Below are 25,018 nucleotides of genomic sequence, written 5' to 3' on the forward strand. Positions count from 1 at the left end.
AGGCGTTAAACGCCGAGGCGGTCGCGCAGGCTGTAGTACCAGGCACCGATGGCGCTGAACGGTACACGCAGCAATTGCCCGCCTGGGAACGGATAGTGCGGCAGCTCGGCAAACGCATCAAAGCGTTCTGCCTGGCCGCGCAGCGCTTCGGCCAGCACCTTGCCTGCCAGATGGGTGTAGGTCACACCGTGACCACTGCAGCCCTGCGAATAGTAGATGTTGTCGCCAAGACGGCCGACCTGAGGCAGGCGCGACAGGGTCAGCAGGAAGTTGCCGGTCCAGGCGTAGTCGATCTTCACGTCCTTGAGCTGCGGGAAAGCCTTGAGCATTTTCGGGCGAATGATCGCTTCGATATTGGCCGGGTCGCGTGCGCCATACACCACGCCACCGCCGAAGATCAGGCGCTTGTCAGAGGTCAGGCGGTAGTAGTCGAGCAGGTAGTTGCAGTCTTCAACGCAGTAGTCCTGTGGCAGCAGCGAATGTGCCAGGTCGGCATCCAGCGGCTCGGTGGTGATCACCTGGGTGCCGCATGGCATCGATTTTGCGGCCAGCTCCGGCACCAGGTTACCCAGGTACGCATTGCCGGCGACAATCACGAACTTGGTGCGGACTTTACCCTGAGGGGTGTGTACCACGGGGTTGGCGCCGCGTTCGATGCGCACGGCAGGCGACTGTTCATAGATCTTGCCGCCGAGGGATTCAACCGCGGCAGCTTCGCCCAGCGCCAGGTTCAGTGGATGGATGTGCCCGCCGCTCATGTCGAGCATGCCGCCGATGTAGCTGTCGCAACCGACGACTTCACGGATGCGGCGCTGGTCCATCAGTTCCAGCTGATTATGGCCAAAACGTTCCCACAGGCGTTTCTGTGACTCCAGGTGGCCCATTTGCTTGGAGGTCAGGGCGGCGAACACGCCACCATCTTTCAGATCGCACTGAATGTTGTATTTGGCGACGCGCTCACGAATGATCCGGCCGCCTTCAAACGCCATCTGCCCTAGCAGTTGTGCCTGTTTGGGGCCGACAGTGCGTTCAATGACGTCGATGTCGCGGCTGTAGCTGTTGACGATTTGCCCGCCGTTGCGGCCAGAGGCACCGTAGCCGACTTTGGCAGCTTCCAGGACGGCAACCTTGAAACCGTTTTCAAGCAGGAACAGTGCGCTGGACAGACCGGTGTAGCCGGCGCCGATCACGCAGACATCGACATCAATTTCTTCCTGCAAAGCTGGGCGCTGCGGAACAGGATTGGCCGATGCGGCGTAGTAGGACTGAGGGTAGGGGGTGTGCGCCATGGGGGTGGACCTCTGTTTTATATTTTTTACGTATGAGCTGATCCTATCAACAATAATTAACACCCGCTAGCGGGGTGTTTAAAATTCTGAAAACGACCAACCCACAAATATTTTTAATATTCAGTGAGTTAGCGCGAAAAAAAGAGTTGACACCATTCGTCAATTCCGTAGAATGCCGCCTCACAGCAGGCACATAGCTCAGTTGGTTAGAGCACCACCTTGACATGGTGGGGGTCGTTGGTTCGAGTCCAATTGTGCCTACCAAATCAGGCCGCTCCTGTTGGCGGCAGCAAAAAAGGCGATCCGAAAGGGTCGCCTTTTTTGTTTGGGGCGATTTTTTGCGTGTTCAGGGCATGCAGCAAAAGTTTGATTTATTTGCATATTTCTATTTACGGGTTGTAAAAACCTGAGTAGAATGCGCCCCACAGCAGGCACATAGCTCAGTTGGTTAGAGCACCACCTTGACATGGTGGGGGTCGTTGGTTCGAGTCCAATTGTGCCTACCAAATTAAATCCACTTTAGTGTGGTAGCAAAAAGGGCGATCCGAAAGGGTCGCCCTTTTTGTTTGTCCGGGGGAAAAGCTTTGAAAGCCGTGCGGTGTGGGTAGGGCTATTTCAGTTCGGCCGTTGTCACCGTGTGCTTGAAGTGATGTCGCCACAGGTTTATTCCCAGTGCCCCTGAGCGATCAAGGGATGAGCCTCGGGTCAGGTCGGTAATCAATGTCGGTTGCAGCCCCGCATCGAATAGCACAAAGCCCGCCGCCAGCACGCAGGTGTCCGTCTGGATGCCGCATACCAGGACACGGTCCGGTTTCAATTGCTTGAGGTGGTTGAGGGTCTCGCTGGAGAGGCAATAACCGTATTTGGCGAACACCCGGTCAGCCGCGATCAGGCAGCGCTCGTTTTTGGCAGGATGCCAGCCAAGTTGGCGTTGGAACGGGGTGTGGTGCTCGTCGTGACGCTCTACTGTGGCGACTGACGGCATGCGCCCGAGGAGTGTGTTGATGCCTTCGACCAGCCACTGGGGTGGGTTGAAGGAAGGTTGTACGTCAATGATCAACAGTACCTGGTGCATGGCCGTCCTCTCGAGGGGAATGCGGGTCGATTGTAACTGCCGTTGCCTTGCAGGTGCTAAAATCCGCCGCTGGCATTCAGGAGATAGGCGCGTGCGCAAAGTGGCGGTGGTAATGGCGATGCTGGCGTTGGCCGGCTGTGAGAATGATGTAGAGCGCGCTCACAACAAGGTCGCCGAGCATTTGCAAAACCCGAAAACGGCCAAGTTCGCCAATGTTCGTATTAATGAGCAAGGGGATATTTGCGGTCAGGTTCGCGGCAAGGATGCGGCGGGCGTGGTGGAAGCCTATCGCAGCTACGTGGCGATCAAGCAGGGTGCCGAGTACGAAGTGATCATCGATCAGGACGGTAACAACCTGCGCCTGCGCGAGATCTGCGGCGGCGCCGACCTGCAGCGCAAGGCTGAAGCGCTGGCCGACCAGCCGGCTGCTCAGGGCTGGGATGTCGAAATCATTCAGGGGGCGAACATGGGCGCGTTGACGGATATGACCGCGCGGCTGATCGAGCGTGGCATCCCGTCGTCGGTGGTTTACCGCGAGGGTAAGCCGGTGGTGCTGCTGGGCCCCTACGCCGACAAGGCGGCAGCGCTGGCGCAGAAAGCCGATGTCATGGCGCGCCTGGGTATCGACTCGGTGGTGATCCAGCACGACGCACCGCGATAGTCGCGCCGCGCCGGTTGCGGGTGAATGCCGGGCAGCGCCTGCTGGCAAGCGCTGCCCGGCGCGTCAACCGCAGGCCTTCATGTTGACCGGCCCGACAAACTCGTTGCCGTGGCCCATGACGCACGCCACCCGCTGGTTGCGCTGAAGCTCCCAGGCTTGAGGTGGGTAGGTCTTGTTCCAGGCTTCGTACAACTGGCGATCCTGTTTTGACAGGCGCAGGTTGTATTGCTTGCTCATATAGAAGTAGGTGCGTGCGATCATTCCGCGGATGGATGGGCGCGGCATCACCTTCTTTGCCTTGAAGTCGATCTGGGTCAGGCAGGAACCGTATTGTCCGTGTTGCTCGGGCAGCCAGCCAAAGCTGAAGTTGCTGCGGTCACCGTTGACCTCGCCGATGCTCGGTACCAGGTTGTGCAGATCGGCTTCTGCGCGCTGATAGACCTGATCATTGCGCGAGCAGTTCTTGCGCCCGCCGTCCTGCCAGCACTGGCGCTGATGGCCGATCTGCCAGGCCGGCACGATATGTTCCCATTCTATTCGCGCGGCGCGGTTGGCGTTCTTGCGTGGCACATAGCCGCAGGCTTCGAGGTCGACACGGTTGCCGTTGTACTTGCAGCCACAATAGAACTCGGTCGATTGCGGGGCGTACAGTTTCCAGGCGACTTTCTTGGCTTCGCTGAAGGTGCGTGGGGCGTCGGCGTGGGCGGCGAAACTGAGCAGCAGGCAGGATACTGCAAAAATCTTGAATCTCATGCGTGCTCAGTCTTCCTTCGGTACAACCCAGAAAATCTGAACGCCGCCATCATCGCGATGCGCGAGGGTGACGTTATCGTTCTCGGCGATTTCTTCGAGCAGGGTTTCCCAGTCGTCGGGAGATTCATGTTCCAGGCGAAAAATCAGTGCTGACCGTGCTTTCTGTGCAGTCGGCGAATTGATGATTTTCTGGATGCGCAGGCCGAGTTGCTCGTAACTGCTGGCGGGGGTCGATGCAGAGGAAGTGGTTGCCACGGAGCGTTCCTTGTTTTTGCTGTATGTGCATACAGTATTTTACTGTAGGCCATTTCGCAACACCTTGTGGGTGTAGGAGCGCTTCAGACAGTGCATGCAGCGATTTGCTGCATGCCTTTGAAACTATTTTGACGCGGTGATGCCCGCCGTAGAGCGGCGGGCGGCCGGCAGGCGGGGATCAGTACTCCCAGAAGATCCGCTGCAGCTCTTTGCTGTCCTGGGTCTTGGTCAAGGCAACCATTGCCAGAATGCGGGCTTTTTGTGGGTTCAGGTCATGAGCGACAACCCAGTCGTTCTTATCGTCCGGTTGCTCGGCGTTACGCAGCACGAACCCGCCGGCATTGACGTGGGACGAACGAATGATCTGTACGCCATTCTTGCGCAACTCCTGCAGGGCAGGGACTACGCGGGAGGAGACAGAGCCGTTACCCGTGCCGGCGTGGATCAGTGCCTTGGCGCCGTTCTGTGCCAGTGCTTTGTAAGCAGTGTCCGTCACGTTGCCGTAGCCGTAGGCGATATCCACTTGGGGCAGGCTGCTGATCTGCTTGATGTCGAATTCCGAATCTTGAGTGTGGCGCTTGGCCGGAAGGCGGAACCAGTAGGATTTGCCTTCAACCACCATGCCCATCGGGCCCCAGGCGCTCTTGAAGGCCTCGGTCTTGATGTTGACCGACTTGCTCACGTCACGACCGGACTGAATTTCGTCGTTCATGGTGACCAGCACGCCTTTGCCGCGGGACTGCTTGTCGCTGGCCACTGCCACGGCATTATAGAGGTTGAGCATGCCGTCAGCGGACATGGCCGTGCCTGGGCGCATCGAGCCGACTACCACGATAGGCTTGTCGGTCTTCTCGACCAGGTTCAGGAAGTAGGCGGTTTCTTCGAGGGTGTCGGTGCCGTGGGTGATGACGATGCCATCGACATCCTTGCTGTCGGCCAGCTCGGCGACGCGTTTGCCCAGTTGCAGCAGGTTTTCATTGGTGATGCTTTCCGATGCGATCTGCATGACCTGCTCGCCACGGACGTTGGCCAGGTTGGCCAGCTCCGGTACGCCTGCGATCAGCTTGTCGACGCCCACTTTAGCGGCCTGATACGTCGCACTGTTGGCAGCGCCGGCGCCTGCACCGGCGATGGTCCCGCCTGTGGCCAGGATGACCACATTGGCCAGTTTCTGTTGATTCTCGACGTCCTTGGCATTGGCGCCTGCAGGCAGGAGCAGCAGCAGGGCCAAGGCACTCGGTACAAAGGAGTGGAACGCAGCTTTCATTTTTGTTCTCGCTTATTGATTGAAGTGCGGTGTTGCCAGGCAAAGAACAGCAGAAAGCGTACCAGTTCAGTTGTCTTGATTTAACGTATTGTTTTTATGGGAGATTATGGGTGCCTTAAGCGTATCTTCTGGTGTTTTAGGGATCGGCTTCCCGAATTTATCTGTATTTGGCTGTTCGGTTTTCCGATCTGTTTAAAGGATAATTCCCCTGCTTGGCCTCGCCGTCAGGTGATGGCGGGGGTATTTGACAAAGGTGGCGGGCATTTCCATAGTGAAGTAATGCAAACGTTTGCTACTTGATAAAAATAATGTACTGGAGTGATTTCATGACGTTGCCCTTCACTGGACGCCTGTTCGGGGCTGTTGTGTTGAGCGCTCTCAGCGCTTTTGTTCCCGTTGCCCACGCGGTCGAACAGGCTGCTGTGAAGCCCAGGGTTGCCTTGGTCATGAAGTCCTTGGCCAACGAGTTCTTCCTGACGATGGAAGACGGTGCCAAGGCCTACCAGAAAAGCCACGCAGGTGAGTTCGACCTGGTGTCCAACGGTATCAAGGATGAGTCCGATACCAGTAACCAGATCCGTATTGTCGAGCAAATGATCGTTTCCCAGGTTGATGCGCTGGTGATTGCACCTGCCGATTCCAAGGCGCTGGTGCCGGTGATCAAAAAGGCCATTGATGCCGGTATCACGGTGGTCAATATCGACAACCGCCTTGACCCGGGCGTGCTCAAAAGCAAGCACCTGAGCGTGCCATTCGTAGGGCCAGACAACCGCAAGGGGGCTCGTCTGGTGGGTGACTACCTCGCTGCAAGGCTCACGGCCGGTGATCAGGTTGGCATCATCGAGGGTATATCGACGACCACCAATGCGCAGCAGCGTACGGCGGGCTTCAAGGACGCGATGGACGCGGCGCAGATGAAGATTGTCTCGGTGCAATCGGGCAGTTGGGAGATTGACAAGGGGCGTGCCGTAGCGTCGGCCATGCTCAATGAATACCCCGATCTCAAGGCCCTGCTGGCCGGCAACGACAGCATGGCGCTGGGTGCGGTCTCGGCGGTGCGGGCGGCGGGCAGGACGGGTACGGTGCAGGTGGTGGGTTACGACAACATCTCGGCAATCAAACCGATGCTCAGCGATGGTCGGGTGTTGGCCAGTGCTGATCAGTTCGCTGCCAGGCAGGCTGTGTTCGGTATTGAGGTGGCGCTGAAGATGCTCAAGGGGGAGGTGCCGCAGGTGGATGCTGACAATGTCATCCAGACGCCGGTTGAGTTGGTCACGGCGCCGTAGCCTTCATTTCCAGTGAGTACCCTGTATGCCTTCGACTGAGGACATCGTGCTGTCAGTCAGCGCAGTGGGCAAAGCCTATGCGCAGCCTGTACTAAGCAATATTGACCTGGCCCTGCGCCGCGGCGAGGTCTTGGCCCTGGCGGGGGAGAATGGTGCCGGTAAAAGCACCCTGTCCAGGATCATCGCAGGCCTGGAGCCGCCCACGGCCGGCCAGATGCAGTTCAACGGCAAGCCTTACCTGCCTGGCAGTCGCGCGGCAGCCGAGCGGTTGGGCGTGCGTATGGTCATGCAGGAACTGAACCTGTTGCCGACACTCTCGGTGGCTGAAAACCTGTTTCTCGGCAACCTGCCCAGTCGCGCCGGTTGGATCGACCGCAAGCGTTTGCGCGTACTGGCCCGGGCGGCTATGGCACAGGTCGGTCTTGAAGCGGTCGACCCGGATACGCGGGTGAGTGAGCTAGGCATCGGTCATCAGCAAATGGTCGAAATTGCTCGCAGCCTGATCGGTGACTGTCATGTGCTGATTCTGGATGAGCCGACCGCGATGCTGACGGCGCGCGAAGTGACATTGTTGTTTGCTCAGATCGAGCGCTTGCAGCGCCAGGGGGTGGCGATTGTCTATATTTCCCATCGACTGGAAGAGCTCAGGCATCTTGCTCAGCGAGTCGCGGTGCTGCGTGACGGTCAGTTGGTGTGCGTTGAGCTGATGCAGCGTTACAGCAGCGAGCAATTAGTCAGTCTGATGGTGGGGCGTGCGTTGGCTGAGGCGATTGATCTTGGCGAGCGTCGTATGGGCGAGCCGATGCTCACGGTCGAAGGCTTGGGGCGGGGAGATGCGGTGTCTGGCGTGTCCTTAGAGGTGCGCAGTGGCGAGCTTTTCGGGCTCTACGGATTAGTCGGTGCTGGGCGTACTGAGCTGCTGCGTTTAATTTTCGGCGCCGACTCGGCCGACCAGGGGCGTGTCGCTTTAGGTAACCCGCCCAGGCCGGTACACCTTGCTTCACCGGCTGAGGCTGTGCGCGAGGGTATTGCGCTGATCAGCGAAGACCGCAAGGGCGAGGGGTTGCTGCTGTCTCAATCCATTACGGCGAACATTGCCTTGGGCAACCTGTCGGCGGTATCTCGAGCGGGTGTTGTCGACCGTGATGCGGAGCAGGCCTTGGCGCGACGGCAGATCGAAGCGATGCAAATACGTTGTACGGGTGCGGATCAGGTTGTGAGTGAGCTCTCTGGCGGGAATCAGCAGAAGGTTGTGATGGCGCGTTGGCTGGCGCGCGACTGCTCGGTGTTGCTGTTTGACGAGCCGACCCGTGGCATTGATGTGGGGGCCAAGTTCGATATTTATGGTTTGCTCGCCGAGCTCGCTCGTCAGGGGCGGGCGTTGGTCGTGGTTTCCAGCGATCTGCGCGAGTTGATGTTGATCTGTGACCGTATCGGTGTGCTCTCCAGAGGGCGCTTGGTCGACACCTTTGAGCGTGACACATGGCGTCAGGATCAGCTGCTGGCGGCGGCCTTCGCCGGTTATCAGGGGAGCGCTGCATGAGTACCTCACCGGTTCAAGCCTCTGCTGCTGTTGCAGGCACGCGCGGCGGGCGTTATCAGGGTGTGGGTGCTTACCTGGGCCTGGCGGGTGCGCTGCTGATATTGATCGTGCTTTTTTCGCTGTTGAGCAGCCACTTTCTTTCCTACGCTACCTTCAGCATCCTGGCTAACCAGATTCCCGACCTGATGGTGCTGGCGGTCGGGATGACCTTTGTATTGATTGTCGGCGGCATCGATTTGTCGGTTGGTTCGGTGCTGGCGCTCGCGGGTTCCATCGTCAGTGTCGCCATCCTCGGCTGGGGCTGGAGTGCGCTGCCAGCGGCGTTGCTCGGCATGGCCTGTGCGGCACTGGTCGGGACCGTTACCGGCTCGATTGCTGTCGCTTGGCGAATTCCCTCCTTTATCGTTTCGCTGGGTGTATTGGAGGTTGCGCGTGGCGTGGCCTACCAGATGACCGATTCGCGCACGGCCTATATCGGTGATGCCTTTGCCTGGCTGTCCGAGCCCTTGGTATTCGGTATTTCGCCCGCCTTCGTGATTGCCTTGCTGGTGATCGTGGTTGCTCAGTGGGTGCTTGTGCGCACGGTGTTCGGTCGCTACCTGATCGGCATTGGCACAAATGAAGAGGCTGTGCGCCTGGCGGGCATCAATCCGCGCCCTTACAAAGTGCTGGTGTTCTCGTTGATGGGGCTGCTTGCCGGGTTGGCCGCACTGTTTCAGATTTCCCGGCTGGAAGCGGCCGACCCCAATGCGGGCTCTGGGCTGGAGCTGCAGGTAATCGCCGCGGTGGTGATCGGCGGTACCAGCCTCATGGGTGGGCGCGGCTCAGTCATCAGCACCTTTTTCGGCGTCCTGATCATTTCCGTGCTGGCTGCAGGGCTGGCACAGATTGGCGTCTCGGAGCCAAGCAAACGCATTATTACTGGAGCAGTGATTGTTATCGCTGTGATCCTCGACACCTATCGCAGCCAGCGTACACGCAGGCGGAACTAAAAATGGCAACGATTAAAGATGTAGCGGCCTTGGCGGGGATTTCCTACACCACGGTGTCCCATGTGCTGAACAAGACCCGGCCGGTCAGTGAGCAGGTTCGACTGAAAGTCGAGGCCGCGATTGCTGAGCTCGACTATGTGCCCAGCGCAGTGGCGCGCTCGCTCAAGGCGCGCAGCACTGCCACGATTGGCTTGCTGGTGCCGAACAGTGTCAACCCTTACTTCGCCGAGCTGGCCCGGGGTATTGAGGATGCCTGTGAGCGCAACGGCTACTGCGTCATCCTGTGCAACTCCGATGACAACCCGAAGAAGCAGCGCAGTTACCTGCGGGTGTTGCTGGAAAAGCGAATCGACGGTTTGATTGTCGCGTCGGTAGGGGAGGATGGCGACCTGTTGGAAAGCTTGCAGACGGTGCGCGCGCCGATGGTGATTGTCGACCGTGCCCTTGATGGGGTGGAGGCCGACCTGGTGCGTATCGACCATGAGCAAGGGGCATACATGGCTACGCGTCACCTGCTTGAATTGGGGCATCGAGACATTGCCTGTATCAATGGGCCTGCCAGTACCAGTGTTGCGCGGATGCGCCTGGCGGGTTTCACGCGTGCGCTGGCTGAAGCGGGCATTACAGTGGTTGAGGGCAGGGTGCTTGACAGTGACTTTTCCGGCCTTGGTGGGTATGGCGCTGCGGCAAAGCTGTTGGGGCAGAACCGGCCAAGCGCAATTTTTGCAGCCAATGACATGATCGGTATCGGTGTGTTGCGAGCGGCTGCCGAGCGCAATATCTGTGTGCCCAGTGAACTGTCGGTGATCGGTTTCGATGATATCCAGCTGAGCCAGTACGTTTATCCCGCGTTGACCACGGTCGGCCAGTCGATCCGTGAGTTGGGCGAAATCGCGGTTGAGCGGTTGCTGCACCGTATTGCTGAGCCGGCCGGTAGCGCTGTTGAGCAGCGCATTGTGACGCCGAGTATCGTGCTGCGTGAGTCGACGGCACCGCGTCCGGACACGTTTACTGATTAGCGCAGAGGGCGCGGAGCCATGCAGGCGAGCATCGTGGTGGTTGGCAGCCTCAATATGGACCTGGTCGTGCGAGCTGAGCGCTTGCCCAAGGCGGGTGAAACCCTGGCGGGTGAGTCTTTCACCACTGTGCCCGGTGGCAAGGGCGCGAATCAGGCGGTGGCCGCTGCGCGGCTTGGTGCGCAGGTTGCGATGATTGGTTGTGTGGGGGATGACGCCTACGGCGTGCAGCTGCGTCAGTCGCTGGCCGCTGAAGGTATTGATTGTCAGGCCGTCAGTATCAGTGCCGACACCTCCAGTGGTGTCGCGCTGATTGTGGTAGGCGCGGCAAGCCAGAACGCTATCGTGGTTGTTGCGGGTAGTAATGGGCAACTGCTGCCTGAGTCGGTACAGCGTTTCGATGCGTTGCTACAGGCCGCCAAACTGATCATTTGTCAGTTGGAGGTGCCCGCTCCGACGGTACTGCATACATTGGAGCGTGGTCATGCATTGGGCAAGGTGGTGATTCTCAATCCTGCTCCGGTGGCAGGGCCGCTGCCATCGAATTGGCTGGCGTTGGCCGATTACCTGATTCCCAACGAAAGCGAGGCGGCGGCGCTGACGGGGCTGCCGGTGACGTCCCGCGAGACTGCCGAGGGCGCTGCGCTGAAACTGCTGGCGCTGGGTGCGGGCAAGGTGATCATTACCCTGGGTGGCGAAGGTGCTGTGTTCGCCGATGTTCAGGGCGTTGAGCATTTTCCTGCGCCGAACGTGCAGCCTGTCGACACCACGGCGGCAGGAGATACCTTTGTGGGTGGTTTCGCTGCGGCCCTGCTGGCTGGGCGCGGTGAGCGTGAGGCGATAGCCTTCGGCCAGCGTGCTGCTGCGTTATCGGTAACGCGAGCGGGTGCGCAGCCCTCCATTCCGCGTCTTGGTGAGCTGGAGTCGGTATGAGCGATGATGTCAGGTCCTGAGTGTGTCGCCATGCTCGGGCGCGTAACGTCCGAGTATCTGCTCGATGAAGGCGCGAGCGGCATCGCTGCCCAGTTCCTTGACGAGCAGGTCGATGGCAATAAGGGTTAACTCTTCGGGGGTGCCCGGGCTGTAGGCGCTTTGACCGTCGGGCCATTTGACCTTTATGTCGGCGTCTATGTAGTGGCTTGCCATGGAAGTCTCGAAACGCGTGTGCAGGTGATGAGGGTTCGAATGCCGCACCCTGGCGTTCGAAGGGGAGGTTCGATTGCCCTCCGCCAGTGCTGGCAGTAAATCATGCGCCTGATTCGATCGCACTGCGACTTAGGAATAAGAACCGCTACGTGGCAAACTATTGGTGTTTTGATTCCCAGGTGATCCCGTGCAGATTGATCTGAACAACCCCGAGCAATTTACCCTTGAAGCCGTTCGCGAGCTGCTCGCGTCCGGGGATGGCCGTATTCACAATCAGTTGCGGGTGAATCGGGCAGGGCAGGCCTGGCTGTCGCCAGTGGTGGGTGGTCGTGAGCTCGAGGGGTTGGCCTTTCGTCTGGAAACCTGGGCTGCCGGTTCCGGCTGTGTAGGGGCGCAGGCTGCCATTGATGAGCGTTGGGTGCGGCAGGTGTTCAAGGTGCTGCAGGACAACTGGCCGACGCCTTCATCCGACTACATCGACCTTTATTAAGCGTGCAAAATCCGGTCACGATTGCAAGTTTCCCGTCGAGGGTGGCTCAGGCAGACTGTGCATGCTTTGAAACAAAAAGTGATGAAAGCTGCCTGCTCGGGCAGATTCTGGTTTTAAAAGGAGAGTTCATGTTCCGCATTCGTGCATCTTTGGCCGGTATGTTGGCGGCTGTCGTTCTGGCAGGTTGCAGTGCCACCGGTTCTTCAACGAAGGCGCCTGAAGTGTCCGCGCCAGTGAACAGCGATGGCCGTTGCCAGGCCAGTGCCGCTGAATTCGCCGTCGGCAAGCAGGCGTCCGCTCAACTGCTGGAGCAGGCGCGCAAGGCCAGTGGTTCGCAGTTGGCACGTGTGCTCTCGCCGCACGACATCATGACCCTGGAGTACCGTTCCGAGCGGTTGAATCTCAATACCGATGAACGCGGCGTCGTTATCCGCGTCAACTGCGGCTGACACGCTCGAATTTCAGGCACAAAAAAACCCGTCACCAGGACGGGTTTTTTAATTCGTACTGATTACTCAGGGCGAACTTGTGCAGCCTGCATGCCCTTCTGGCCTTTCTCGGCAACGAAGGAAACGGTCTGGCCTTCTTTCAGGCTCTTGAAGCCGTCAGATTCGATGGCCTTGAAATGAACGAACAGGTCGTCGCCGCCACCTTGAGGAGTGATGAAGCCGAAGCCTTTCTCATCGTTGAACCACTTTACGGTGCCGGTTTGGCGATTGGACATGGGTGTATCTCCAGGAAACATGATTTTCAATAGTGCGGTGTTGCCGAGGCCAACAGGGTGCACGGGGGTATCATAGTCTAAATATGCGTCCGTGGCGGCTTTTACCTTTGCATAATGCTGATCTGAGGCAAGTTTATTGTCGGATTCTCTGTTTTGAGCCTATTTTTTGGGGGCGCAGGCGGCTCTGACCGCATCCTGGGCTCGCTTCACGAGGGCTGCATCCACACCGGTTCTGCTGTCCAGTTGCTCGATTTCCTGGGTGGTGAAGTTTTTCTCGATGGCGTTTGCACCGCAATCACAGTGTTTTTTTGCCGTGGTCATGGTCATGCCGGGTTGCGCAGCAGCGGCGGTAATGCACTGATCCAGGTAATCGCCTTTCTTGCCGGCAGGCCAGGCGCCCGCCTGGACGCTCAGGGGCAACAGCAACACGCCTGCGGTGGTCAGGGCCAGTAGGGACTGAATTCGCATGCCGGACACTCCTATTCGATCGGGTCATTCAAGAGTAGGACGCTTCTTTAGACTCTGAGAGGAAAAATCCGCTCTGGTTCACCACTTCCGAAAAAACAGAATTATTTCTGCGTGTTGTGGCGTGTGAGCCGCGATCCGTAAAACGCTTTGTGTTAGCATCGGCGGCTTATAGATTTTTACCTCCAGTCACTCTGGTTCGTTCCCTGGCAGGCCGTTGGCTTCTGTCACTGTGAGACAGGCTTTCTTTTTGAAAGACAGGGGCGGATCGCGTACTGGCTCATCCCAACCCACGTGACCTTTGGTAGGGGTCACCACTAGGAGAGGAGGCGCCATGCCCATTATTACTCTTCCCGATGGCAGTCAACGCTCGTTCGACCAGGCGGTTACCGTCGCCCAGGTCGCAGCATCCATTGGTGCAGGTCTGGCCAAAGCCACCGTCGCCGGCAAGGTCGACGGCAAGCTGGTCGATGCGTGCGATCTGATCGAGAACGACGCCCGCCTGCAGATCATTACCCCCAAGGACGAAGAGGGGCTGGAGATCATCCGTCACTCGTGCGCTCACCTGGTCGGTCACGCCGTCAAGCAGCTGTACCCGACCGCCAAGATGGTGATCGGTCCGGTCATTGACGAAGGCTTCTATTACGATATCGCCTATGAACGTCCGTTCACACCTGATGACATGGCTGCAATTGAGCAGCGCATGCAGCAGTTGATCGACACCGACTACGACGTCATCAAGAAGGTTACCCCGCGCGCCGAGGTCATCGAGGTGTTCAAGGCACGTGGCGAAGACTACAAGCTGCGCCTGGTCGAAGACATGCCGAACGAGCAGGCCATGGGCCTGTACTACCACGAAGAATACGTTGACATGTGTCGCGGCCCGCACGTGCCGAACACCCGTTTCCTCAAGTCGTTCAAACTGACCAAACTGTCCGGTGCCTACTGGCGCGGCGATGCCAAGAACGAGCAGCTGCAGCGTGTCTACGGCACTGCCTGGGCAGACAAGAAGCAGCTGGCTGCCTATATCCAGCGCATCGAAGAAGCTGAAAAGCGCGACCATCGCAAGCTTGGCAAACGCCTGGGCCTGTTCCATACCCAGGAAGAAGCCCCGGGCATGGTGTTCTGGCACCCGAATGGCTGGACCCTGTACCAGGTGCTTGAGCAGTACATGCGCAAGGTGCAGCGTGACAACGGCTACCTGGAGATCAAGACCCCGCAAGTGGTCGATCGTACCCTGTGGGAGAAATCCGGGCACTGGGCCAACTACGCCGAAAACATGTTTACCACCGAGTCGGAAAGCCGCGATTACGCGATCAAGCCGATGAACTGCCCATGCCACGTGCAGGTGTTCAATCAAGGCCTGAAGAGCTACCGTGAGCTGCCGCTGCGTCTGGCCGAGTTCGGTGCTTGCCACCGTAACGAGCCGTCCGGTGCGCTGCATGGCATCATGCGTGTGCGCGCCTTCACCCAGGACGACGCCCACATCTTCTGCACCGAAGAGCAGATGCAGGCCGAAGCCGCTGCGTTCATCAAGCTGACCCTGGACGTGTACGCCGATTTCGGCTTCAAAGACATCGAGCTCAAGCTCTCCACGCGTCCTGAAAAGCGTGTTGGCTCCGATGAATTGTGGGATCGCGCCGAAGGTGCACTGGCCTCTGCATTGGACAGCGCTGGTCTGGCCTACGATCTGCAGCCAGGTGAAGGCGCCTTCTACGGGCCGAAGATCGAGTTCTCGCTGAAAGACTGTCTCGGTCGTGTCTGGCAGTGTGGTACCCTGCAGCTCGACTTCAACTTGCCGATCCGTCTTGGCGCTGAGTACGTGTCCGAAGATAACGGTCGCAAGCATCCTGTCATGCTGCACCGTGCCATTCTCGGCTCCTTCGAGCGTTTCGTCGGCATTCTGATCGAGCACTATGAGGGTGCATTCCCTGCCTGGCTGGCGCCAATGCAGGCGGTGGTCATGAATATCACCGACAAACAGGCAGAATTTGCGCTGGATGTTGAAAAAACCCTCAATGAAAGCGGATTCCGTGCCAAGTCCGACTTGAGAAATGAGAAGATCGGCTTTAAAATCCGCGAGCATACGTTGCTCAAGGTTCCCTACCTTTTGGTTATTGGGGACCGGGAAGTCGAAACACAAACCGTCGCTGTGCGTACACGTGAAGGTGCTGACCTGGGCTCGATGCCTGTCGCGCAATTCGCTGAATTCCTCGCACAAGCGGTTTCCCGGCGTGGTCGCCAAGAATCGGAGTAATCATTATTAAGCGTGATATGAGACAAGATAAACGAACTGCACCGAAGGCCCCGATCAACGAGAATATCTCGGCACGCGAGGTTCGGTTAATTGGCGCTGACGGCGAGCAGATTGGCATCGTCTCGATTGATGAAGCGCTTCGTATCGCTGAAGAAGCGAAGCTGGATCTGGTAGAAATTTCTGCCGACGCAGTCCCGCCTGTCTGCCGAGTCATGGACTACGGCAAGAGCCTTTTCGAGAAGAAAAAGCAGCAGGCTGCAGCGAAGAAAAACCAGAAGATCATCCAGATTAAAGAAATTAAGTTTCGTCCAGGGACGGAGGAAGGGGATTACCAGGTAAAACTACGCAACCTGGTACGTTTCCTTACTGATGGGGACAAGACCAAAATCTCTCTGAGATTCCGTGGTCGTGAGATGGCTCACCAGGAGCTGGGTATGGAACTGTTGAAGCGGATCGAAGCTGATCTCGCGGAATACGGAACCGTCGAACAGCATCCTAAGATGGAAGGACGCCAACTTTTGATGGTCATCGCCCCCAAGAAAAAGAAATAACCACCAGGGCACGGCAGGCCTTGCGGTTATGTTTATCCACTGAATGCGGAGTATCCGAACATGCCAAAAATGAAAACCAAAAGCGGTGCCGCGAAGCGTTTCCTGAAAACCGCTTCCGGCTTCAAGCACAAGCACGCTTTTAAGAGCCACATCCTGACCAAAATGTCGACCAAGCGTAAGCGTCAACTGCGTGGTAGCAGCCTGCTGCACCCGTCTGACGTTGCAAAAGTCGAGCGCATGCTGCGCGTACGTTAATTTCGGTCAAAGATAGAGGAAGTTACTCATGGCTCGTGTAAAGCGTGGCGTCATCGCTCGTAAGCGTCACAAGAAAATCCTGAAACTGGCTAAAGGCTACTACGGCGCTCGCTCGCGCGTATTCCGTGTTGCCAAGCAAGCGGTCATCAAGGCAGGCCAATACGCCTACCGCGACCGCCGTCAGAAGAAGCGTCAGTTCCGCGCTCTGTGGATCGCTCGTATCAACGCTGGTGCTCGTAACAACGGTCTGTCTTACAGCCGTTTGATCGCTGGTCTGAAAAAAGCGTCCATCGAGATCGACCGTAAGGTTCTGGCTGATCTGGCAGTGAACGAAAAAGCGGCGTTTGCTGCGATTGTCGAGAAGGCTAAAGCCGTTCTGGCTTAAGTACCCACGACAATCATTCGCCGTCGACATTGGCGGCGAATGTTAAACGTCATAAATAGGGGAAGAGCCTGTAAGCTCTTCCCCTATTTCGTATCTGGAGTCTGTACATGGAAAACCTGGATGCGCTGGTCTCCCAAGCCCTGGATGCTGTGGAGCGCGCTGAAGACATCAATGCCCTGGAGCAGATCCGGGTTCAATTCCTTGGCAAGAAGGGCGAGCTGACTCAGGTGATGAAGACCCTGGGCAACCTGCCAGCCGAAGAGCGCCCGAAAGTCGGCGCGCTGATCAACGACGCCAAGGAACGTGTTACCGAGGTGCTCAATGCCCGCAAGGCCGCCTTCGAAGAGGCTGAGCTCAGTGCTCGTCTGGCTGCCGAATGCATTGACGTGACCCTGCCGGGCCGTGGCCAGACTTCCGGTGGTTTGCACCCGATCACCCGTACCTTGGAGCGGATCGAGCAGTTCTTCACCCATATCGGTTACGGCATCGCCGAAGGCCCAGAGGTCGAAGACGACTACCACAACTTTGAAGCGCTCAACATTCCTGGCCACCACCCGGCGCGGGCAATGCATGACACCTTCTATTTCAATGCGAACATGCTGCTGCGTACCCACACCTCGCCGGTGCAGGTGCGGACCATGGAGTCCACTCAGCCACCTATCCGCATTGTCTGCCCTGGTCGCGTCTACCGTTGCGACTCGGACCTGACCCACTCGCCGATGTTCCACCAGGTCGAAGGCCTGCTGGTTGATCGCGGGATCAATTTCGCCGATCTCAAAGGCACCATCGAAGAATTCCTGCGGGTGTTCTTCGAGAAAGAGCTGGCGGTACGTTTCCGTCCGTCGTTCTTCCCCTTCACCGAGCCGTCGGCTGAAGTCGATATTCAGTGTGTGATGTGCAGCGGCAAAGGCTGCCGTGTCTGCAAGCAGACCGGCTGGCTGGAAGTCATGGGCTGCGGCATGGTCCACCCGAACGTCCTGCGCATGTCTGGCATCGACCCTGAAGAGTACCAGGGCTTCGCCTTCGGCATGGGTGCCGAGCGCTTGGCCATGCTCCGTTACGGCGTCAACGATTTGCGTCTGTTCTTCGACAACGATTTGCGGTTCCTTGCGCAATTTCGCTAGGTCGCGCACCCGTAACGAATCTTTCAGGAGAGCAGAATGAAATTCAGTGAAAAGTGGCTGCGCGGTTGGGTCAACCCGCAGGTATCCCGTGACGAGCTGGTTGCTCGTCTGTCCATGGCTGGCCTTGAGGTCGACAGCGTCACCCCGGCAGCCGGCCAGTTCAGTGGCATCGTCGTAGGCGAGGTGCTGAGCACCGAACAACACCCGGATGCCGATAAGCTGCGTGTCTGCCAAGTCAGCAACGGTAGCGAGACCTTCCAGGTCGTGTGTGGCGCACCCAACGTTCGCCCAGGCCTGAAAATTCCGTTTGCCATGATCGGTGCCGAACTGCCGGGCGACTTCAAGATCAAGAAAGCCAAGCTGCGTGGCGTTGAGTCCAACGGCATGCTGTGCTCGGCTGCCGAGCTGCAGATCAGTGAAGAAAACGACGGTCTGCTGGAGCTGGCTGCCGATGCACCGGTTGGCCAGGACATCCGTGAGTACCTGGACCTGGACGACGCCAGCATCGAGGTCGACCTGACCCCGAACCGTGGCGACTGCCTGTCCCTGGCTGGCCTGGCCCGTGAAGTCGGCGCCCTGTATGACGCGCCCGTTACCCGCCCGGCCGTGCCTGCCGTTGCTGCGACCCGTGATGACGTTCGCTCGGTCGAGGTGCTGGCCCCAGCTGCCTGCCCACGTTACCTGGGGCGCGTTATCCGTAACGTCGACCTGTCGCGTCCGACCCCATTGTGGATGGTCGAGCGCCTGCGCCGCGCTGATGTTCGCAGTATCGACGCTGCCGTGGACATCACCAACTACGTGATGCTTGAACTGGGCCAGCCGTTGCATGCATTCGATCTCGCCGAAATCAACGGCGGTATCCGTGTGCGCATGGCCGAAGAGGGCGAGAAGCTGGTCCTGCTGGATGGTCAGGAAGTTGCGCTGCGTAGCGACACCCTGGTCATCGCTGACCATGAGCGCGCTCTGGCCATTGCAGGTGTAATGGGTGGCGAACACAGCGGTGTTTCGGCGACTACCCGTGACATCTTCCTGGAAAGCGCCTTCTTCGAGCCGATTTCGGTGGCTGGCAAGGCTCGTTCTTACGGCCTGCATACCGACGCCTCGCACCGCTACGAACGCGGTGTCGATTCGCAACTGGCCAAGGAAGCCATTGAGCGTGCTACTGGCCTGCTGCTGGAGATCGTTGGCGGCGAAGCCGGCCCGGTCATCGAGGCGGTCAGCGAGCAACATCTGCCGAGCGTTGCGCCGATCACCCTGCGTGCCGACCGCATCAATCAGATGCTGGGCATGGAAATGGACAGCGCCGAAGTCGAGCGCCTGCTCAATGCCCTGGGTCTGAAAACCTCAGGTGGAGCAGGGCAGTGGCAGGTCGAGGTGCCAAGCCATCGTTTCGACATCAGCTTGGAAGTTGACCTGATCGAAGAGCTGGCCCGTCTGTACGGCTACAACCGTCTGCCGGTTCGTTACCCGCAAGCACGCCTGGCGCCGCAAGCCCGTGCCGAGTCGCGTGGCGAGCTGCCAGCACTGCGTCGTCTGCTGGTTGCCCGTGGCTATCAGGAAGCGATCACCTACAGCTTTATCGACCCTAAACTGTTTGAGCTGTTCAGCCCAGGCGTCGAGCCGCTGCTGCTGGCCAACCCGATCTCCAGCGACATGGCGGCCATGCGTGCCTCCCTGTGGCCAGGTCTGGTCAAGGCCCTGCAGCACAACCTTAACCGCCAACAGGATCGTGTGCGCCTGTTCGAAAGCGGCCAGCGCTTCGTTGGTCAGCTGGACGGTCTGCAGCAACAACCCATGCTTGCCGGCGTGGTCTGCGGTAGCCGTATGCCTGAAGGTTGGGCCAATGGCCGCGACAGCATCGATTTCTTCGATGTGAAGGCAGACGTCGAAGCGCTGTTGGGCTTCTCTGGTTCGCTGGGTGATTTCACCTTTGCTGCTGGCAAGCACCCGGCACTGCACCCAGGCCAGACCGCACGCATCGAGCGTGATGGTCGCGAAGTAGGCTACCTGGGCGCCATCCACCCAGAGCTTGCGAAAACCCTGGGTCTGGATCGTCCGGTGTTTGTTTTCGAACTGGTCTTGGGCGATGTGGTTGAAGGCCGCCTGCCGAAGTTCCACGAGCTGTCAAAATTCCCGGAAGTACGTCGTGACCTGGCTTTAATTGCAGGACGTGATGTAGCTTCGAGCGCAGTGCTTGAGGTAATCCGTGAAAATGCAGGCGAGTGGCTTACAGACCTCAGGCTGTTTGACGTCTATCAGGGTAAAGGCATTGATCCCGATAGAAAAAGCCTGGCTGTTGGCTTGACCTGGCAGCATCCATCGCGCACTCTTAATGACGATGAGGTGAACGCTGCGACTCAAGACATCCTCACCTCGCTCGAACAAAGGTTGAACACCACGTTAAGGAAATAGCGTATGGGTGCTCTGACGAAAGCTGAAATGGCCGAACGGCTGTACGAGGAGCTGGGCCTGAATAAACGTGAAGCCAAGGAATTGGTCGAACTGTTTTTCGAGGAAATCAGGCACGCTCTTGAAGACAACGAGCAGGTCAAATTGTCCGGTTTCGGCAATTTCGACCTGCGTGACAAGCGCCAACGGCCGGGCCGCAACCCGAAAACGGGTGAAGAGATCCCGATCACGGCACGTCGCGTCGTCACCTTTCGTCCAGGGCAGAAATTGAAAGCCCGAGTTGAGGCTTATGCTGGAACCAAGTCATAACGACGAGCTTCCGCCGATTCCTGGCAAACGCTACTTCACCATTGGTGAAGTCAGCGAGCTATGCGCGGTAAAACCGCACGTGCTTCGTTATTGGGAGCAGGAATTTCCTCAACTCAACCCGGTCAAGCGCCGCGGAAACCGCCGGTATTATCAGCGCCAAGACGTGCTGATGATCCGGCAGATCCGCGCCTTGCTATACGACCAGGGTTTCACCATCGGCGGCGCGCGCCTGCGCCTGTCGGGTGATGAGGCCAAGGATGACACCACCCAGTACAAACAACTGATTCGGCAAATGATTGTCGAACTGGAAGATGTACTGGTGGTTCTGAAGAAATAACCCGGCAAAGGATCAGGAAAATAATACTTCCAAAATTCAAAAGCTTAAGGTACATTCTTCAACGTTCTCAGCAACATCGAGAGCGGGTTTAAAGCCCAGTCGGGGCGTAGCGCAGCCCGGTAGCGCACTTGCATGGGGTGCAAGGGGTCGAGTGTTCGAATCACTCCGTCCCGACCATATAATTCAATGACTTAGCCCAGCTCGGAAACGACTGGGCTTTTTCATGTGCGTGACTTTTCGGGTGACTCGGCCTTTTTCTTCACGCTGTCCCGTTTTTCTTCCGCTCAGGTCGCCTATGTATCACGCGCCGCGACCGACAGCCGCTGCGACAGCTTGCTAGCACTGCATTGAACTTACGGGGGACCTTGATCTTCAGCGGGCCTGCATCGAATGCCTTCTGCGTTTGTGCTGCGCCGCATAACCACGCTGAAGCCAGATCCAGAGGTTGGTGTAGCGCACGCCGCTTTTGGCCTACAGGTAAGCCCTGAGGGCCAGGCACGGCTCGCGCAGCGGCATTCTCGAGACATCCTGGAGCGTTCGGCTGCCCGTCATCACTCACGCTGTGATCAGGCACATTGGCAATCAATGACTATGCTATGGCGTACCCACAAAGTGCTGTGCCTTGGTATCCGTCGTGTTGTTCTCTCAGCCATCACATGGAAGAGTAAACCTATGAAGCCAATCCGTTCCCTTGCTTGCACTGTTGTTCTTGCTTCCATCATGTTCGCTACCAGCTTTACGGCCCTTGCCGCCGATGTGCCGTTGGGCGGTAGTGCGATAGAAGGCCATGTCGTTACGCATGTGCTGGCCGTTGATGCGGCGAATTATCAGGTCACTATTGAAGGCGCCGACAAAAAGCCGGTGACTATCCAGCTAACGGATCAAGCCAAGGCTTTGCACAACTTGAAGGTCGGCGACAACGTTGACATAACTGTTGTTCGCTCAATCGCCTACGTGCTCGACACCAATGTTGGGGGTGCGCCTGGTGTCAGCAATGAATCAATGACCACCCGCGCCGCCAAGGACAATCCTCATCCGGGCGGTGAGGCGGTTCGCCGGGTCAAGGTGACGTCGAAGATCACTCACATTGACTTGAAAAAACATGAAGTGACCTTGCTGCCTCCAGAAGGAAAAGTGACAGTCCTCAAGGTTGAGGATCCCGAACTCCAGGCTCGAATGAAGAACCTCAAGGTCGGTCAGACGGTCAATGTCATTTACACCGAAGTACTGAAGGTTAAAACCTCGCGCTAGCCGTGCAGGCTGACAGGCATAGGCCTGGACGCAGCAGTACGTGCGTGCCCGTACCGGACGAGGTACTCACCGGCGTGATACCTGCGTCTGGTTACGGCCTGAGTTTTTGGCAATGTAAAGCGCTTTGTCGACTCGTTCGATCAGATCCGGTAATGCTTCGTCAGGCTGGAGCTCACCCAATCCAATCGACAAGGTAATACAGCCCGCGTGTTCATGTTGGTTGTGCTGAATGGCCTTTCGGCAGCGTTCAGCCAGCGGCAGTGATTGGTCCAGGTCGCAGCCACTGAAAATAAGCAGGAACTCTTCGCCACCCCAGCGTATGACGCTGTCGTTAGCCCTTAGTGCACCAATCATGCTGCGCGACACCGCTTTTAGGACGGTGTCGCCGGCAGTGTGTCCCCAGGTGTCGTTGACGTGTTTGAAGTGGTCAATGTCGGCCAGTGCGATCGACATGGGCAGCTTGCTACCACGAGACTGCATGTAGGCCTTTTCCAGTGCCAACTCTCCAGCTGCTCGGGTTAGTGCGCCGGTCAGCCCGTCGAAGCGCACCATTTCACGAAACATCTGCTCTTCGAGTATACGAGTGGTCAGGTCGCGAAAAATGCTCACGTAATGGGTGACGTTGTCTGCCTGGTCAGTGAGTGGGGTTATTGTCTCGTCACAGTAAATCAGTTCGTTGTTCTTGCTGCGATTAACAAAGGTGCCTTTGTAGGAGCGGCCCTTTTTCAGGGTCTCCCACATGTCTTTATAGAATTCAGGGTCTTGTTCCCCAGACTTGAGCATGTTCGGATTGCGGCCGAGCACCTCCGTCAGCCCGTATCCGGTGATCTTTTCGAAGCCTTTGTTGACGAATTCGATGGTGCCACTGGCATCCGTGATAACGACGCCATCATCGGTTGCATTGAGTACGTGGGCGAACAGCTGGGTCGTATTTTGGGCAGCCATCAGGCTGCTGATGTCCTGTTGTATCGAAATGAAATGCGTGATTTCGCCGGCCGTGTTGTGTACTGGGGAAATATTCCACTCAACGGTGTAAGGGCGTCCATTCTTGCGGTAGTTGATTGTCGAGCCTTGAAAATGGGTGCCATCCCGCAGGCACTGGCGCAGCCGATCAATCACCTCGGGATTGGTCGCCGGCCCTTGGAGTATACGAGCGTTACGTCCCAGTAACTCATCTTCGCGGTAGCCAGTCATTCGCAGGAAAGCTTGATTAGCGTAGAGAATACGATGCTCGCCTTCGTCAGCGTCTGTCAGTAAAACGGCATTGAATGACTGATCAAGTGCAAGTGCAATCACGCTCGGATCGATGTGACTGGCAATGGTTTTCATATGCGGGGAACACTCCCTGTCTGAGCCGGAGCTCGATGGTGGCAGGTTGTTGGTGTTGATGCAAAATGACGCAGTCGGCTGGGCGCGTTCGATTGTTATGGGCTGATAGGCCATCGCGCTCCGGTAATGAGCTGGATAATCGATTTTTCACCTCAACATCTGCTCCAAAATGGTCAGTACCGGCCCGCGGGAGTCAGTTGCTGATACCATGCTCGCAGCTTCAATCGGGTGCCCGAGCTCAGGCTGCATCAAACGCTGGTGAGGTAGTCTTGGATGAATCTCTTGCTCAGTCGTTGAAGCTAATCGGCACCGCCCAGCAGCTCTCTAATCCGGGTGCGGCGTCTGTTGTCTGGTATTTTCCTTGGGGCATGTCATGAATGATTTTGAAAGTGCGTCCATAAGAGCGCTGGCCTTTCTGCGTCGCACGCTAGGCTTCCAGCTGTGCATGGTGACCCGAACCGAGGGCAACGACTGGACGGTATTGCACAGTGACGACCGGGGTTATGGTGTCGTTCCTGGCGACGTCTTCAATTGGGACGACTCCTTCTGCAGTGAGATGGTCAAGGGGCTTGGGCCAAACATTGCCTCGGACTCAAGCCAGGTCCCTGCTTATGCCGCTGCCGAAATAGGCCGGAAAATACCAATCGGAGCCTACATTGGCGTGCCGCTTCTGCTTGCGGATGGACGCTTGTTTGGGACGTTGTGCGGCATCGATCCTCAGTCCAGGCCCGATAGCATTTCCGAGCATCAGGAACTGATTGAGCTGGTGGGCGAAATGCTCAGCACGATTCTGCAGATGGAGCTCAGGGTCGACGAAGAAGAGAGGCGGGCTGAGCGTTATCAGGCTCAAGCGCTCACAGATGCGTTGACGGGGGTCTACAACCGTGCGGGATGGGTTCAGCTTCTTGCCAAGGAAGAAGCGCGCTACCAGCGTTATCGCCAGTCTTCTGTTGTGATTGTCGTCGATCTGGATGAGTTGAAGGCCATTAACGACCGCGATGGTCATGCCGCCGGCGATGTGTTGATCAAGCGTGCAGCGTTTGCATTGCAGAAGGCGTCCAGGGCTGAGGATATTGTTGCAAGGCTGGGGGGCGATGAGTTCGGCATCATTGGCGTCAACTGTGACTGGGGTGGCGGTCTGGCGTTGTGCGAGAGGATCAAGGAAGCGCTTGAAGAGGAAGGCATCAAGGCTTCCTATGGGCTTGCCGTGACCAACAAGACTGTCCGTATCTCCGAGGCGCTGACGATTGCAGACCGTGCAATGTATGAGCAAAAGCGCCAGCGCAAGTCTGCTGATGCCGAACGGCTGCAGGGTATGCACGGCGTGTAACAGCCTTATCCAGGAGCGTGCGCGCGCAAGGCGGGCACGCTCAGTGCGTTAGCTCAAACGCTTCAGGAAGTGATGGCAGGCAATCTGATAGTGGCGCTGCATGTAGAGCCGATGAGCTGCGCCCCGGTCAGTTCCAACACCGGAGTCCAGGTGAACGGCTGAACAGCCCAGGCGTTCTGCTTCTGCCTCTACCCAGGCAAGCAGCGCTGAACCGAAACCGTTTCCGCGCCATTGCGGGAGTGTTGCAATGTCGACGACGTAAAGCGACTTTCCTAACCAGAGGGAGTGTTGGATGCGATAACCCAATGCACAGACTGCATTGGGTGATTCATCTGTCCAAAGGCCGATCAGGTTGTAGCCATTAGGACGAAGAAACTCATCAACCTGAGTAACAATTTCAGTCGCAGAGTATCGCGGCCATAACTCGCATAGGGCCGCCGCAGCCATCGCTGTTTCACCGGCACTTACGGTTTTGATTGTGAAGGACATGAGTGTCTCCGTGGCTGTCCATGCAATTTG

The 25,018-nt window shown here is 57.7% G+C and carries 28 protein-coding genes and 3 tRNA genes; 21 read left to right on the forward strand and 10 right to left on the reverse strand.

The features are described 5' to 3' along the window. Positions 1 to 5 precede the first annotated feature (5 nt). Positions 6 to 1,289 carry an NAD(P)/FAD-dependent oxidoreductase gene (locus tag UIA24_RS13695; protein ID WP_065761993.1) on the reverse strand — a complete coding sequence of 428 codons (1,284 nt, stop codon included), beginning with the start codon at positions 1,287 to 1,289 and terminating at the stop codon, positions 6 to 8. Between the two features lie 187 nt (positions 1,290 to 1,476). Here UIA24_RS13695 and UIA24_RS13700 point away from each other — a divergent pair. Next, positions 1,477 to 1,553: transfer RNA gene (locus UIA24_RS13700), tRNA-Val, on the forward strand. A gap of 165 nt (positions 1,554 to 1,718) precedes the next feature. Next, positions 1,719 to 1,795, forward strand: a tRNA-Val gene (locus UIA24_RS13705). Between the two features lie 104 nt (positions 1,796 to 1,899). On the opposite strand, the gene UIA24_RS13710 is transcribed toward UIA24_RS13705, so the two are convergent. Next, the gene (locus UIA24_RS13710; RefSeq protein ID WP_099774102.1) at positions 1,900 to 2,364 is read right to left on the reverse strand and encodes an isochorismatase family protein; all 465 of its coding nucleotides are present in this window, start codon (positions 2,362 to 2,364) and stop codon (positions 1,900 to 1,902) included. Between the two features lie 91 nt (positions 2,365 to 2,455). Between UIA24_RS13710 and UIA24_RS13715 the strand changes: the two genes are divergently transcribed. Beyond that, on the forward strand, positions 2,456 to 3,025 hold the full coding sequence (locus UIA24_RS13715; RefSeq protein WP_330523069.1) for an SPOR domain-containing protein: 570 nt from the start codon (positions 2,456 to 2,458) through the stop codon (positions 3,023 to 3,025). 63 nt (positions 3,026 to 3,088) lie between these two features. Here the strand turns inward: UIA24_RS13715 and UIA24_RS13720 are convergent, their stop codons facing one another. The 3 genes from UIA24_RS13720 to UIA24_RS13730 form a co-directional block, all read right to left on the reverse strand. Further along, positions 3,089 to 3,778: an endonuclease gene (locus UIA24_RS13720; RefSeq protein WP_102053743.1), complete on the reverse strand. Its 690-nt coding sequence runs from the start codon at positions 3,776 to 3,778 to the stop codon at positions 3,089 to 3,091. A 6-nt stretch (positions 3,779 to 3,784) separates the two neighbouring features. After that, the gene (locus tag UIA24_RS13725) at positions 3,785 to 4,033 is read right to left on the reverse strand and encodes a DUF1654 domain-containing protein (RefSeq protein ID WP_065762037.1); all 249 of its coding nucleotides are present in this window, start codon (positions 4,031 to 4,033) and stop codon (positions 3,785 to 3,787) included. A 178-nt stretch (positions 4,034 to 4,211) separates the two neighbouring features. Further along, positions 4,212 to 5,300 (reverse strand): asparaginase, encoded by a 1,089-nt coding sequence (locus UIA24_RS13730; RefSeq protein ID WP_099774104.1) that lies wholly within the window; start codon positions 5,298 to 5,300, stop codon positions 4,212 to 4,214. Positions 5,301 to 5,626: 326 nt separating this feature from the next. Between UIA24_RS13730 and UIA24_RS13735 the strand changes: the two genes are divergently transcribed. Genes UIA24_RS13735 through rbsK form a run of 5 tightly spaced genes read left to right on the forward strand, consistent with a single transcriptional unit; the run spans position 5,627 to position 11,070 of the window. After that, the gene (locus tag UIA24_RS13735) at positions 5,627 to 6,586 is read left to right on the forward strand and encodes a sugar ABC transporter substrate-binding protein (protein WP_330523070.1); all 960 of its coding nucleotides are present in this window, start codon (positions 5,627 to 5,629) and stop codon (positions 6,584 to 6,586) included. A gap of 25 nt (positions 6,587 to 6,611) precedes the next feature. Continuing rightward, entirely contained in the window at positions 6,612 to 8,129 is a 1,518-nt protein-coding gene (locus tag UIA24_RS13740; RefSeq protein ID WP_330523071.1) for a sugar ABC transporter ATP-binding protein, read from the forward strand. Continuing rightward, complete coding sequence (locus UIA24_RS13745) at positions 8,126 to 9,121, forward strand: ABC transporter permease (protein ID WP_330523072.1); 996 nt, start codon at positions 8,126 to 8,128, stop codon at positions 9,119 to 9,121. The genes UIA24_RS13740 and UIA24_RS13745 overlap by 4 nt, the downstream gene beginning before the upstream one ends. A 2-nt stretch (positions 9,122 to 9,123) precedes the next feature. Next, the gene (locus UIA24_RS13750) at positions 9,124 to 10,140 is read left to right on the forward strand and encodes a LacI family DNA-binding transcriptional regulator (RefSeq protein ID WP_099774108.1); all 1,017 of its coding nucleotides are present in this window, start codon (positions 9,124 to 9,126) and stop codon (positions 10,138 to 10,140) included. An 18-nt stretch (positions 10,141 to 10,158) separates the two neighbouring features. After that, positions 10,159 to 11,070 carry a ribokinase gene (gene rbsK, locus UIA24_RS13755; RefSeq protein WP_330523073.1) on the forward strand — a complete coding sequence of 304 codons (912 nt, stop codon included), beginning with the start codon at positions 10,159 to 10,161 and terminating at the stop codon, positions 11,068 to 11,070. Between the two features lie 9 nt (positions 11,071 to 11,079). Here the strand turns inward: rbsK and UIA24_RS13760 are convergent, their stop codons facing one another. Then, positions 11,080 to 11,283, reverse strand: a complete 204-nt coding sequence (locus tag UIA24_RS13760; RefSeq protein ID WP_099774110.1) for a hypothetical protein — start codon at positions 11,281 to 11,283, stop codon at positions 11,080 to 11,082. Positions 11,284 to 11,470: 187 nt separating this feature from the next. Between UIA24_RS13760 and UIA24_RS13765 the strand changes: the two genes are divergently transcribed. After that, positions 11,471 to 11,773, forward strand: coding sequence for a hypothetical protein (locus UIA24_RS13765; protein WP_330523074.1), 303 nt, complete (start codon positions 11,471 to 11,473; stop codon positions 11,771 to 11,773). A gap of 128 nt (positions 11,774 to 11,901) precedes the next feature. After that, positions 11,902 to 12,222: an I78 family peptidase inhibitor gene (locus tag UIA24_RS13770; protein WP_065760831.1), complete on the forward strand. Its 321-nt coding sequence runs from the start codon at positions 11,902 to 11,904 to the stop codon at positions 12,220 to 12,222. A 62-nt stretch (positions 12,223 to 12,284) separates the two neighbouring features. Here UIA24_RS13770 and UIA24_RS13775 read toward each other — a convergent pair whose 3' ends face one another. Further along, positions 12,285 to 12,497, reverse strand: coding sequence for a cold-shock protein (locus UIA24_RS13775; protein ID WP_003179963.1), 213 nt, complete (start codon positions 12,495 to 12,497; stop codon positions 12,285 to 12,287). A 159-nt stretch (positions 12,498 to 12,656) separates the two neighbouring features. Then, positions 12,657 to 12,965 (reverse strand): hypothetical protein, encoded by a 309-nt coding sequence (locus tag UIA24_RS13780; protein ID WP_330523075.1) that lies wholly within the window; start codon positions 12,963 to 12,965, stop codon positions 12,657 to 12,659. A 331-nt stretch (positions 12,966 to 13,296) separates the two neighbouring features. Between UIA24_RS13780 and thrS the strand changes: the two genes are divergently transcribed. From thrS to UIA24_RS13830, 10 genes are all read left to right on the forward strand, one after another. Beyond that, complete coding sequence (gene thrS, locus UIA24_RS13785) at positions 13,297 to 15,219, forward strand: threonine--tRNA ligase (protein WP_065760829.1); 1,923 nt, start codon at positions 13,297 to 13,299, stop codon at positions 15,217 to 15,219. After that, positions 15,219 to 15,770: a translation initiation factor IF-3 gene (gene infC, locus UIA24_RS13790; protein WP_176717451.1), complete on the forward strand. Its 552-nt coding sequence runs from the start codon at positions 15,219 to 15,221 to the stop codon at positions 15,768 to 15,770. Before thrS ends, infC begins: the two co-directional genes overlap by 1 nt. 60 nt (positions 15,771 to 15,830) lie before the next feature. Then, positions 15,831 to 16,025: a 50S ribosomal protein L35 gene (rpmI, locus tag UIA24_RS13795; protein WP_009394045.1), complete on the forward strand. Its 195-nt coding sequence runs from the start codon at positions 15,831 to 15,833 to the stop codon at positions 16,023 to 16,025. Between the two features lie 28 nt (positions 16,026 to 16,053). Next, the gene (gene rplT, locus UIA24_RS13800; protein WP_009394046.1) at positions 16,054 to 16,410 is read left to right on the forward strand and encodes a 50S ribosomal protein L20; all 357 of its coding nucleotides are present in this window, start codon (positions 16,054 to 16,056) and stop codon (positions 16,408 to 16,410) included. A 107-nt stretch (positions 16,411 to 16,517) separates the two neighbouring features. Then, positions 16,518 to 17,534 (forward strand): phenylalanine--tRNA ligase subunit alpha, encoded by a 1,017-nt coding sequence (gene pheS / locus UIA24_RS13805; protein ID WP_065760827.1) that lies wholly within the window; start codon positions 16,518 to 16,520, stop codon positions 17,532 to 17,534. A 36-nt stretch (positions 17,535 to 17,570) separates the two neighbouring features. Continuing rightward, positions 17,571 to 19,946 (forward strand): phenylalanine--tRNA ligase subunit beta, encoded by a 2,376-nt coding sequence (pheT, locus tag UIA24_RS13810; protein WP_330523076.1) that lies wholly within the window; start codon positions 17,571 to 17,573, stop codon positions 19,944 to 19,946. Between the two features lie 3 nt (positions 19,947 to 19,949). Next, positions 19,950 to 20,252: an integration host factor subunit alpha gene (ihfA, locus tag UIA24_RS13815; protein ID WP_002553164.1), complete on the forward strand. Its 303-nt coding sequence runs from the start codon at positions 19,950 to 19,952 to the stop codon at positions 20,250 to 20,252. Beyond that, on the forward strand, positions 20,233 to 20,589 hold the full coding sequence (locus UIA24_RS13820; RefSeq protein ID WP_010222411.1) for a MerR family transcriptional regulator: 357 nt from the start codon (positions 20,233 to 20,235) through the stop codon (positions 20,587 to 20,589). Before ihfA ends, UIA24_RS13820 begins: the two co-directional genes overlap by 20 nt. Before the next feature lie 100 nt (positions 20,590 to 20,689). Beyond that, positions 20,690 to 20,766, forward strand: a tRNA-Pro gene (locus tag UIA24_RS13825). 495 nt (positions 20,767 to 21,261) lie between these two features. Further along, a complete protein-coding gene (locus tag UIA24_RS13830; RefSeq protein WP_330523077.1) occupies positions 21,262 to 21,840 on the forward strand; it encodes a hypothetical protein in 579 nt (192 codons plus the stop codon). A gap of 66 nt (positions 21,841 to 21,906) precedes the next feature. Here the strand turns inward: UIA24_RS13830 and UIA24_RS13835 are convergent, their stop codons facing one another. Then, positions 21,907 to 23,169, reverse strand: a complete 1,263-nt coding sequence (locus tag UIA24_RS13835) for a sensor domain-containing diguanylate cyclase (protein ID WP_330523078.1) — start codon at positions 23,167 to 23,169, stop codon at positions 21,907 to 21,909. A gap of 373 nt (positions 23,170 to 23,542) precedes the next feature. On the opposite strand from UIA24_RS13835, the gene UIA24_RS13845 reads away from it, so the two are divergent. After that, positions 23,543 to 24,499 (forward strand): sensor domain-containing diguanylate cyclase, encoded by a 957-nt coding sequence (locus tag UIA24_RS13845; RefSeq protein WP_330523079.1) that lies wholly within the window; start codon positions 23,543 to 23,545, stop codon positions 24,497 to 24,499. A gap of 48 nt (positions 24,500 to 24,547) precedes the next feature. On the opposite strand, the gene UIA24_RS13850 is transcribed toward UIA24_RS13845, so the two are convergent. Further along, positions 24,548 to 24,988 (reverse strand): GNAT family N-acetyltransferase, encoded by a 441-nt coding sequence (locus tag UIA24_RS13850; RefSeq protein WP_102053472.1) that lies wholly within the window; start codon positions 24,986 to 24,988, stop codon positions 24,548 to 24,550. Positions 24,989 to 25,018: the final 30 nt, after the last annotated feature.

The sequence above is a fragment of the Pseudomonas sp. AL 58 genome (genome assembly GCF_036348395.1).
Lineage (GTDB): Bacteria > Pseudomonadota > Gammaproteobacteria > Pseudomonadales > Pseudomonadaceae > Aquipseudomonas > Aquipseudomonas defluvii.

Coding starts and splice junctions, on each gene's coding strand:
- UIA24_RS13695 (WP_065761993.1), bottom strand. CDS start 1,289: ATGGCGCACACCCCCTACCCTCAGTCCTACTACGCCGCATCGGCCAAT.
- UIA24_RS13710 (WP_099774102.1), bottom strand. CDS start 2,364: ATGCACCAGGTACTGTTGATCATTGACGTACAACCTTCCTTCAACCCA.
- UIA24_RS13720 (WP_102053743.1), bottom strand. CDS start 3,778: ATGAGATTCAAGATTTTTGCAGTATCCTGCCTGCTGCTCAGTTTCGCC.
- UIA24_RS13730 (WP_099774104.1), bottom strand. CDS start 5,300: ATGAAAGCTGCGTTCCACTCCTTTGTACCGAGTGCCTTGGCCCTGCTG.
- UIA24_RS13735 (WP_330523070.1), top strand. CDS start 5,627: ATGACGTTGCCCTTCACTGGACGCCTGTTCGGGGCTGTTGTGTTGAGC.
- UIA24_RS13740 (WP_330523071.1), top strand. CDS start 6,612: ATGCCTTCGACTGAGGACATCGTGCTGTCAGTCAGCGCAGTGGGCAAA.
- UIA24_RS13745 (WP_330523072.1), top strand. CDS start 8,126: ATGAGTACCTCACCGGTTCAAGCCTCTGCTGCTGTTGCAGGCACGCGC.
- UIA24_RS13750 (WP_099774108.1), top strand. CDS start 9,124: ATGGCAACGATTAAAGATGTAGCGGCCTTGGCGGGGATTTCCTACACC.
- rbsK (WP_330523073.1), top strand. CDS start 10,159: ATGCAGGCGAGCATCGTGGTGGTTGGCAGCCTCAATATGGACCTGGTC.
- UIA24_RS13760 (WP_099774110.1), bottom strand. CDS start 11,283: ATGGCAAGCCACTACATAGACGCCGACATAAAGGTCAAATGGCCCGAC.
- UIA24_RS13770 (WP_065760831.1), top strand. CDS start 11,902: ATGTTCCGCATTCGTGCATCTTTGGCCGGTATGTTGGCGGCTGTCGTT.
- UIA24_RS13775 (WP_003179963.1), bottom strand. CDS start 12,497: ATGTCCAATCGCCAAACCGGCACCGTAAAGTGGTTCAACGATGAGAAA.
- UIA24_RS13780 (WP_330523075.1), bottom strand. CDS start 12,965: ATGCGAATTCAGTCCCTACTGGCCCTGACCACCGCAGGCGTGTTGCTG.
- thrS (WP_065760829.1), top strand. CDS start 13,297: ATGCCCATTATTACTCTTCCCGATGGCAGTCAACGCTCGTTCGACCAG.
- rpmI (WP_009394045.1), top strand. CDS start 15,831: ATGCCAAAAATGAAAACCAAAAGCGGTGCCGCGAAGCGTTTCCTGAAA.
- rplT (WP_009394046.1), top strand. CDS start 16,054: ATGGCTCGTGTAAAGCGTGGCGTCATCGCTCGTAAGCGTCACAAGAAA.
- pheS (WP_065760827.1), top strand. CDS start 16,518: ATGGAAAACCTGGATGCGCTGGTCTCCCAAGCCCTGGATGCTGTGGAG.
- pheT (WP_330523076.1), top strand. CDS start 17,571: ATGAAATTCAGTGAAAAGTGGCTGCGCGGTTGGGTCAACCCGCAGGTA.
- ihfA (WP_002553164.1), top strand. CDS start 19,950: ATGGGTGCTCTGACGAAAGCTGAAATGGCCGAACGGCTGTACGAGGAG.
- UIA24_RS13820 (WP_010222411.1), top strand. CDS start 20,233: ATGCTGGAACCAAGTCATAACGACGAGCTTCCGCCGATTCCTGGCAAA.
- UIA24_RS13830 (WP_330523077.1), top strand. CDS start 21,262: ATGAAGCCAATCCGTTCCCTTGCTTGCACTGTTGTTCTTGCTTCCATC.
- UIA24_RS13835 (WP_330523078.1), bottom strand. CDS start 23,169: ATGAAAACCATTGCCAGTCACATCGATCCGAGCGTGATTGCACTTGCA.
- UIA24_RS13845 (WP_330523079.1), top strand. CDS start 23,543: ATGAATGATTTTGAAAGTGCGTCCATAAGAGCGCTGGCCTTTCTGCGT.
- UIA24_RS13850 (WP_102053472.1), bottom strand. CDS start 24,988: ATGTCCTTCACAATCAAAACCGTAAGTGCCGGTGAAACAGCGATGGCT.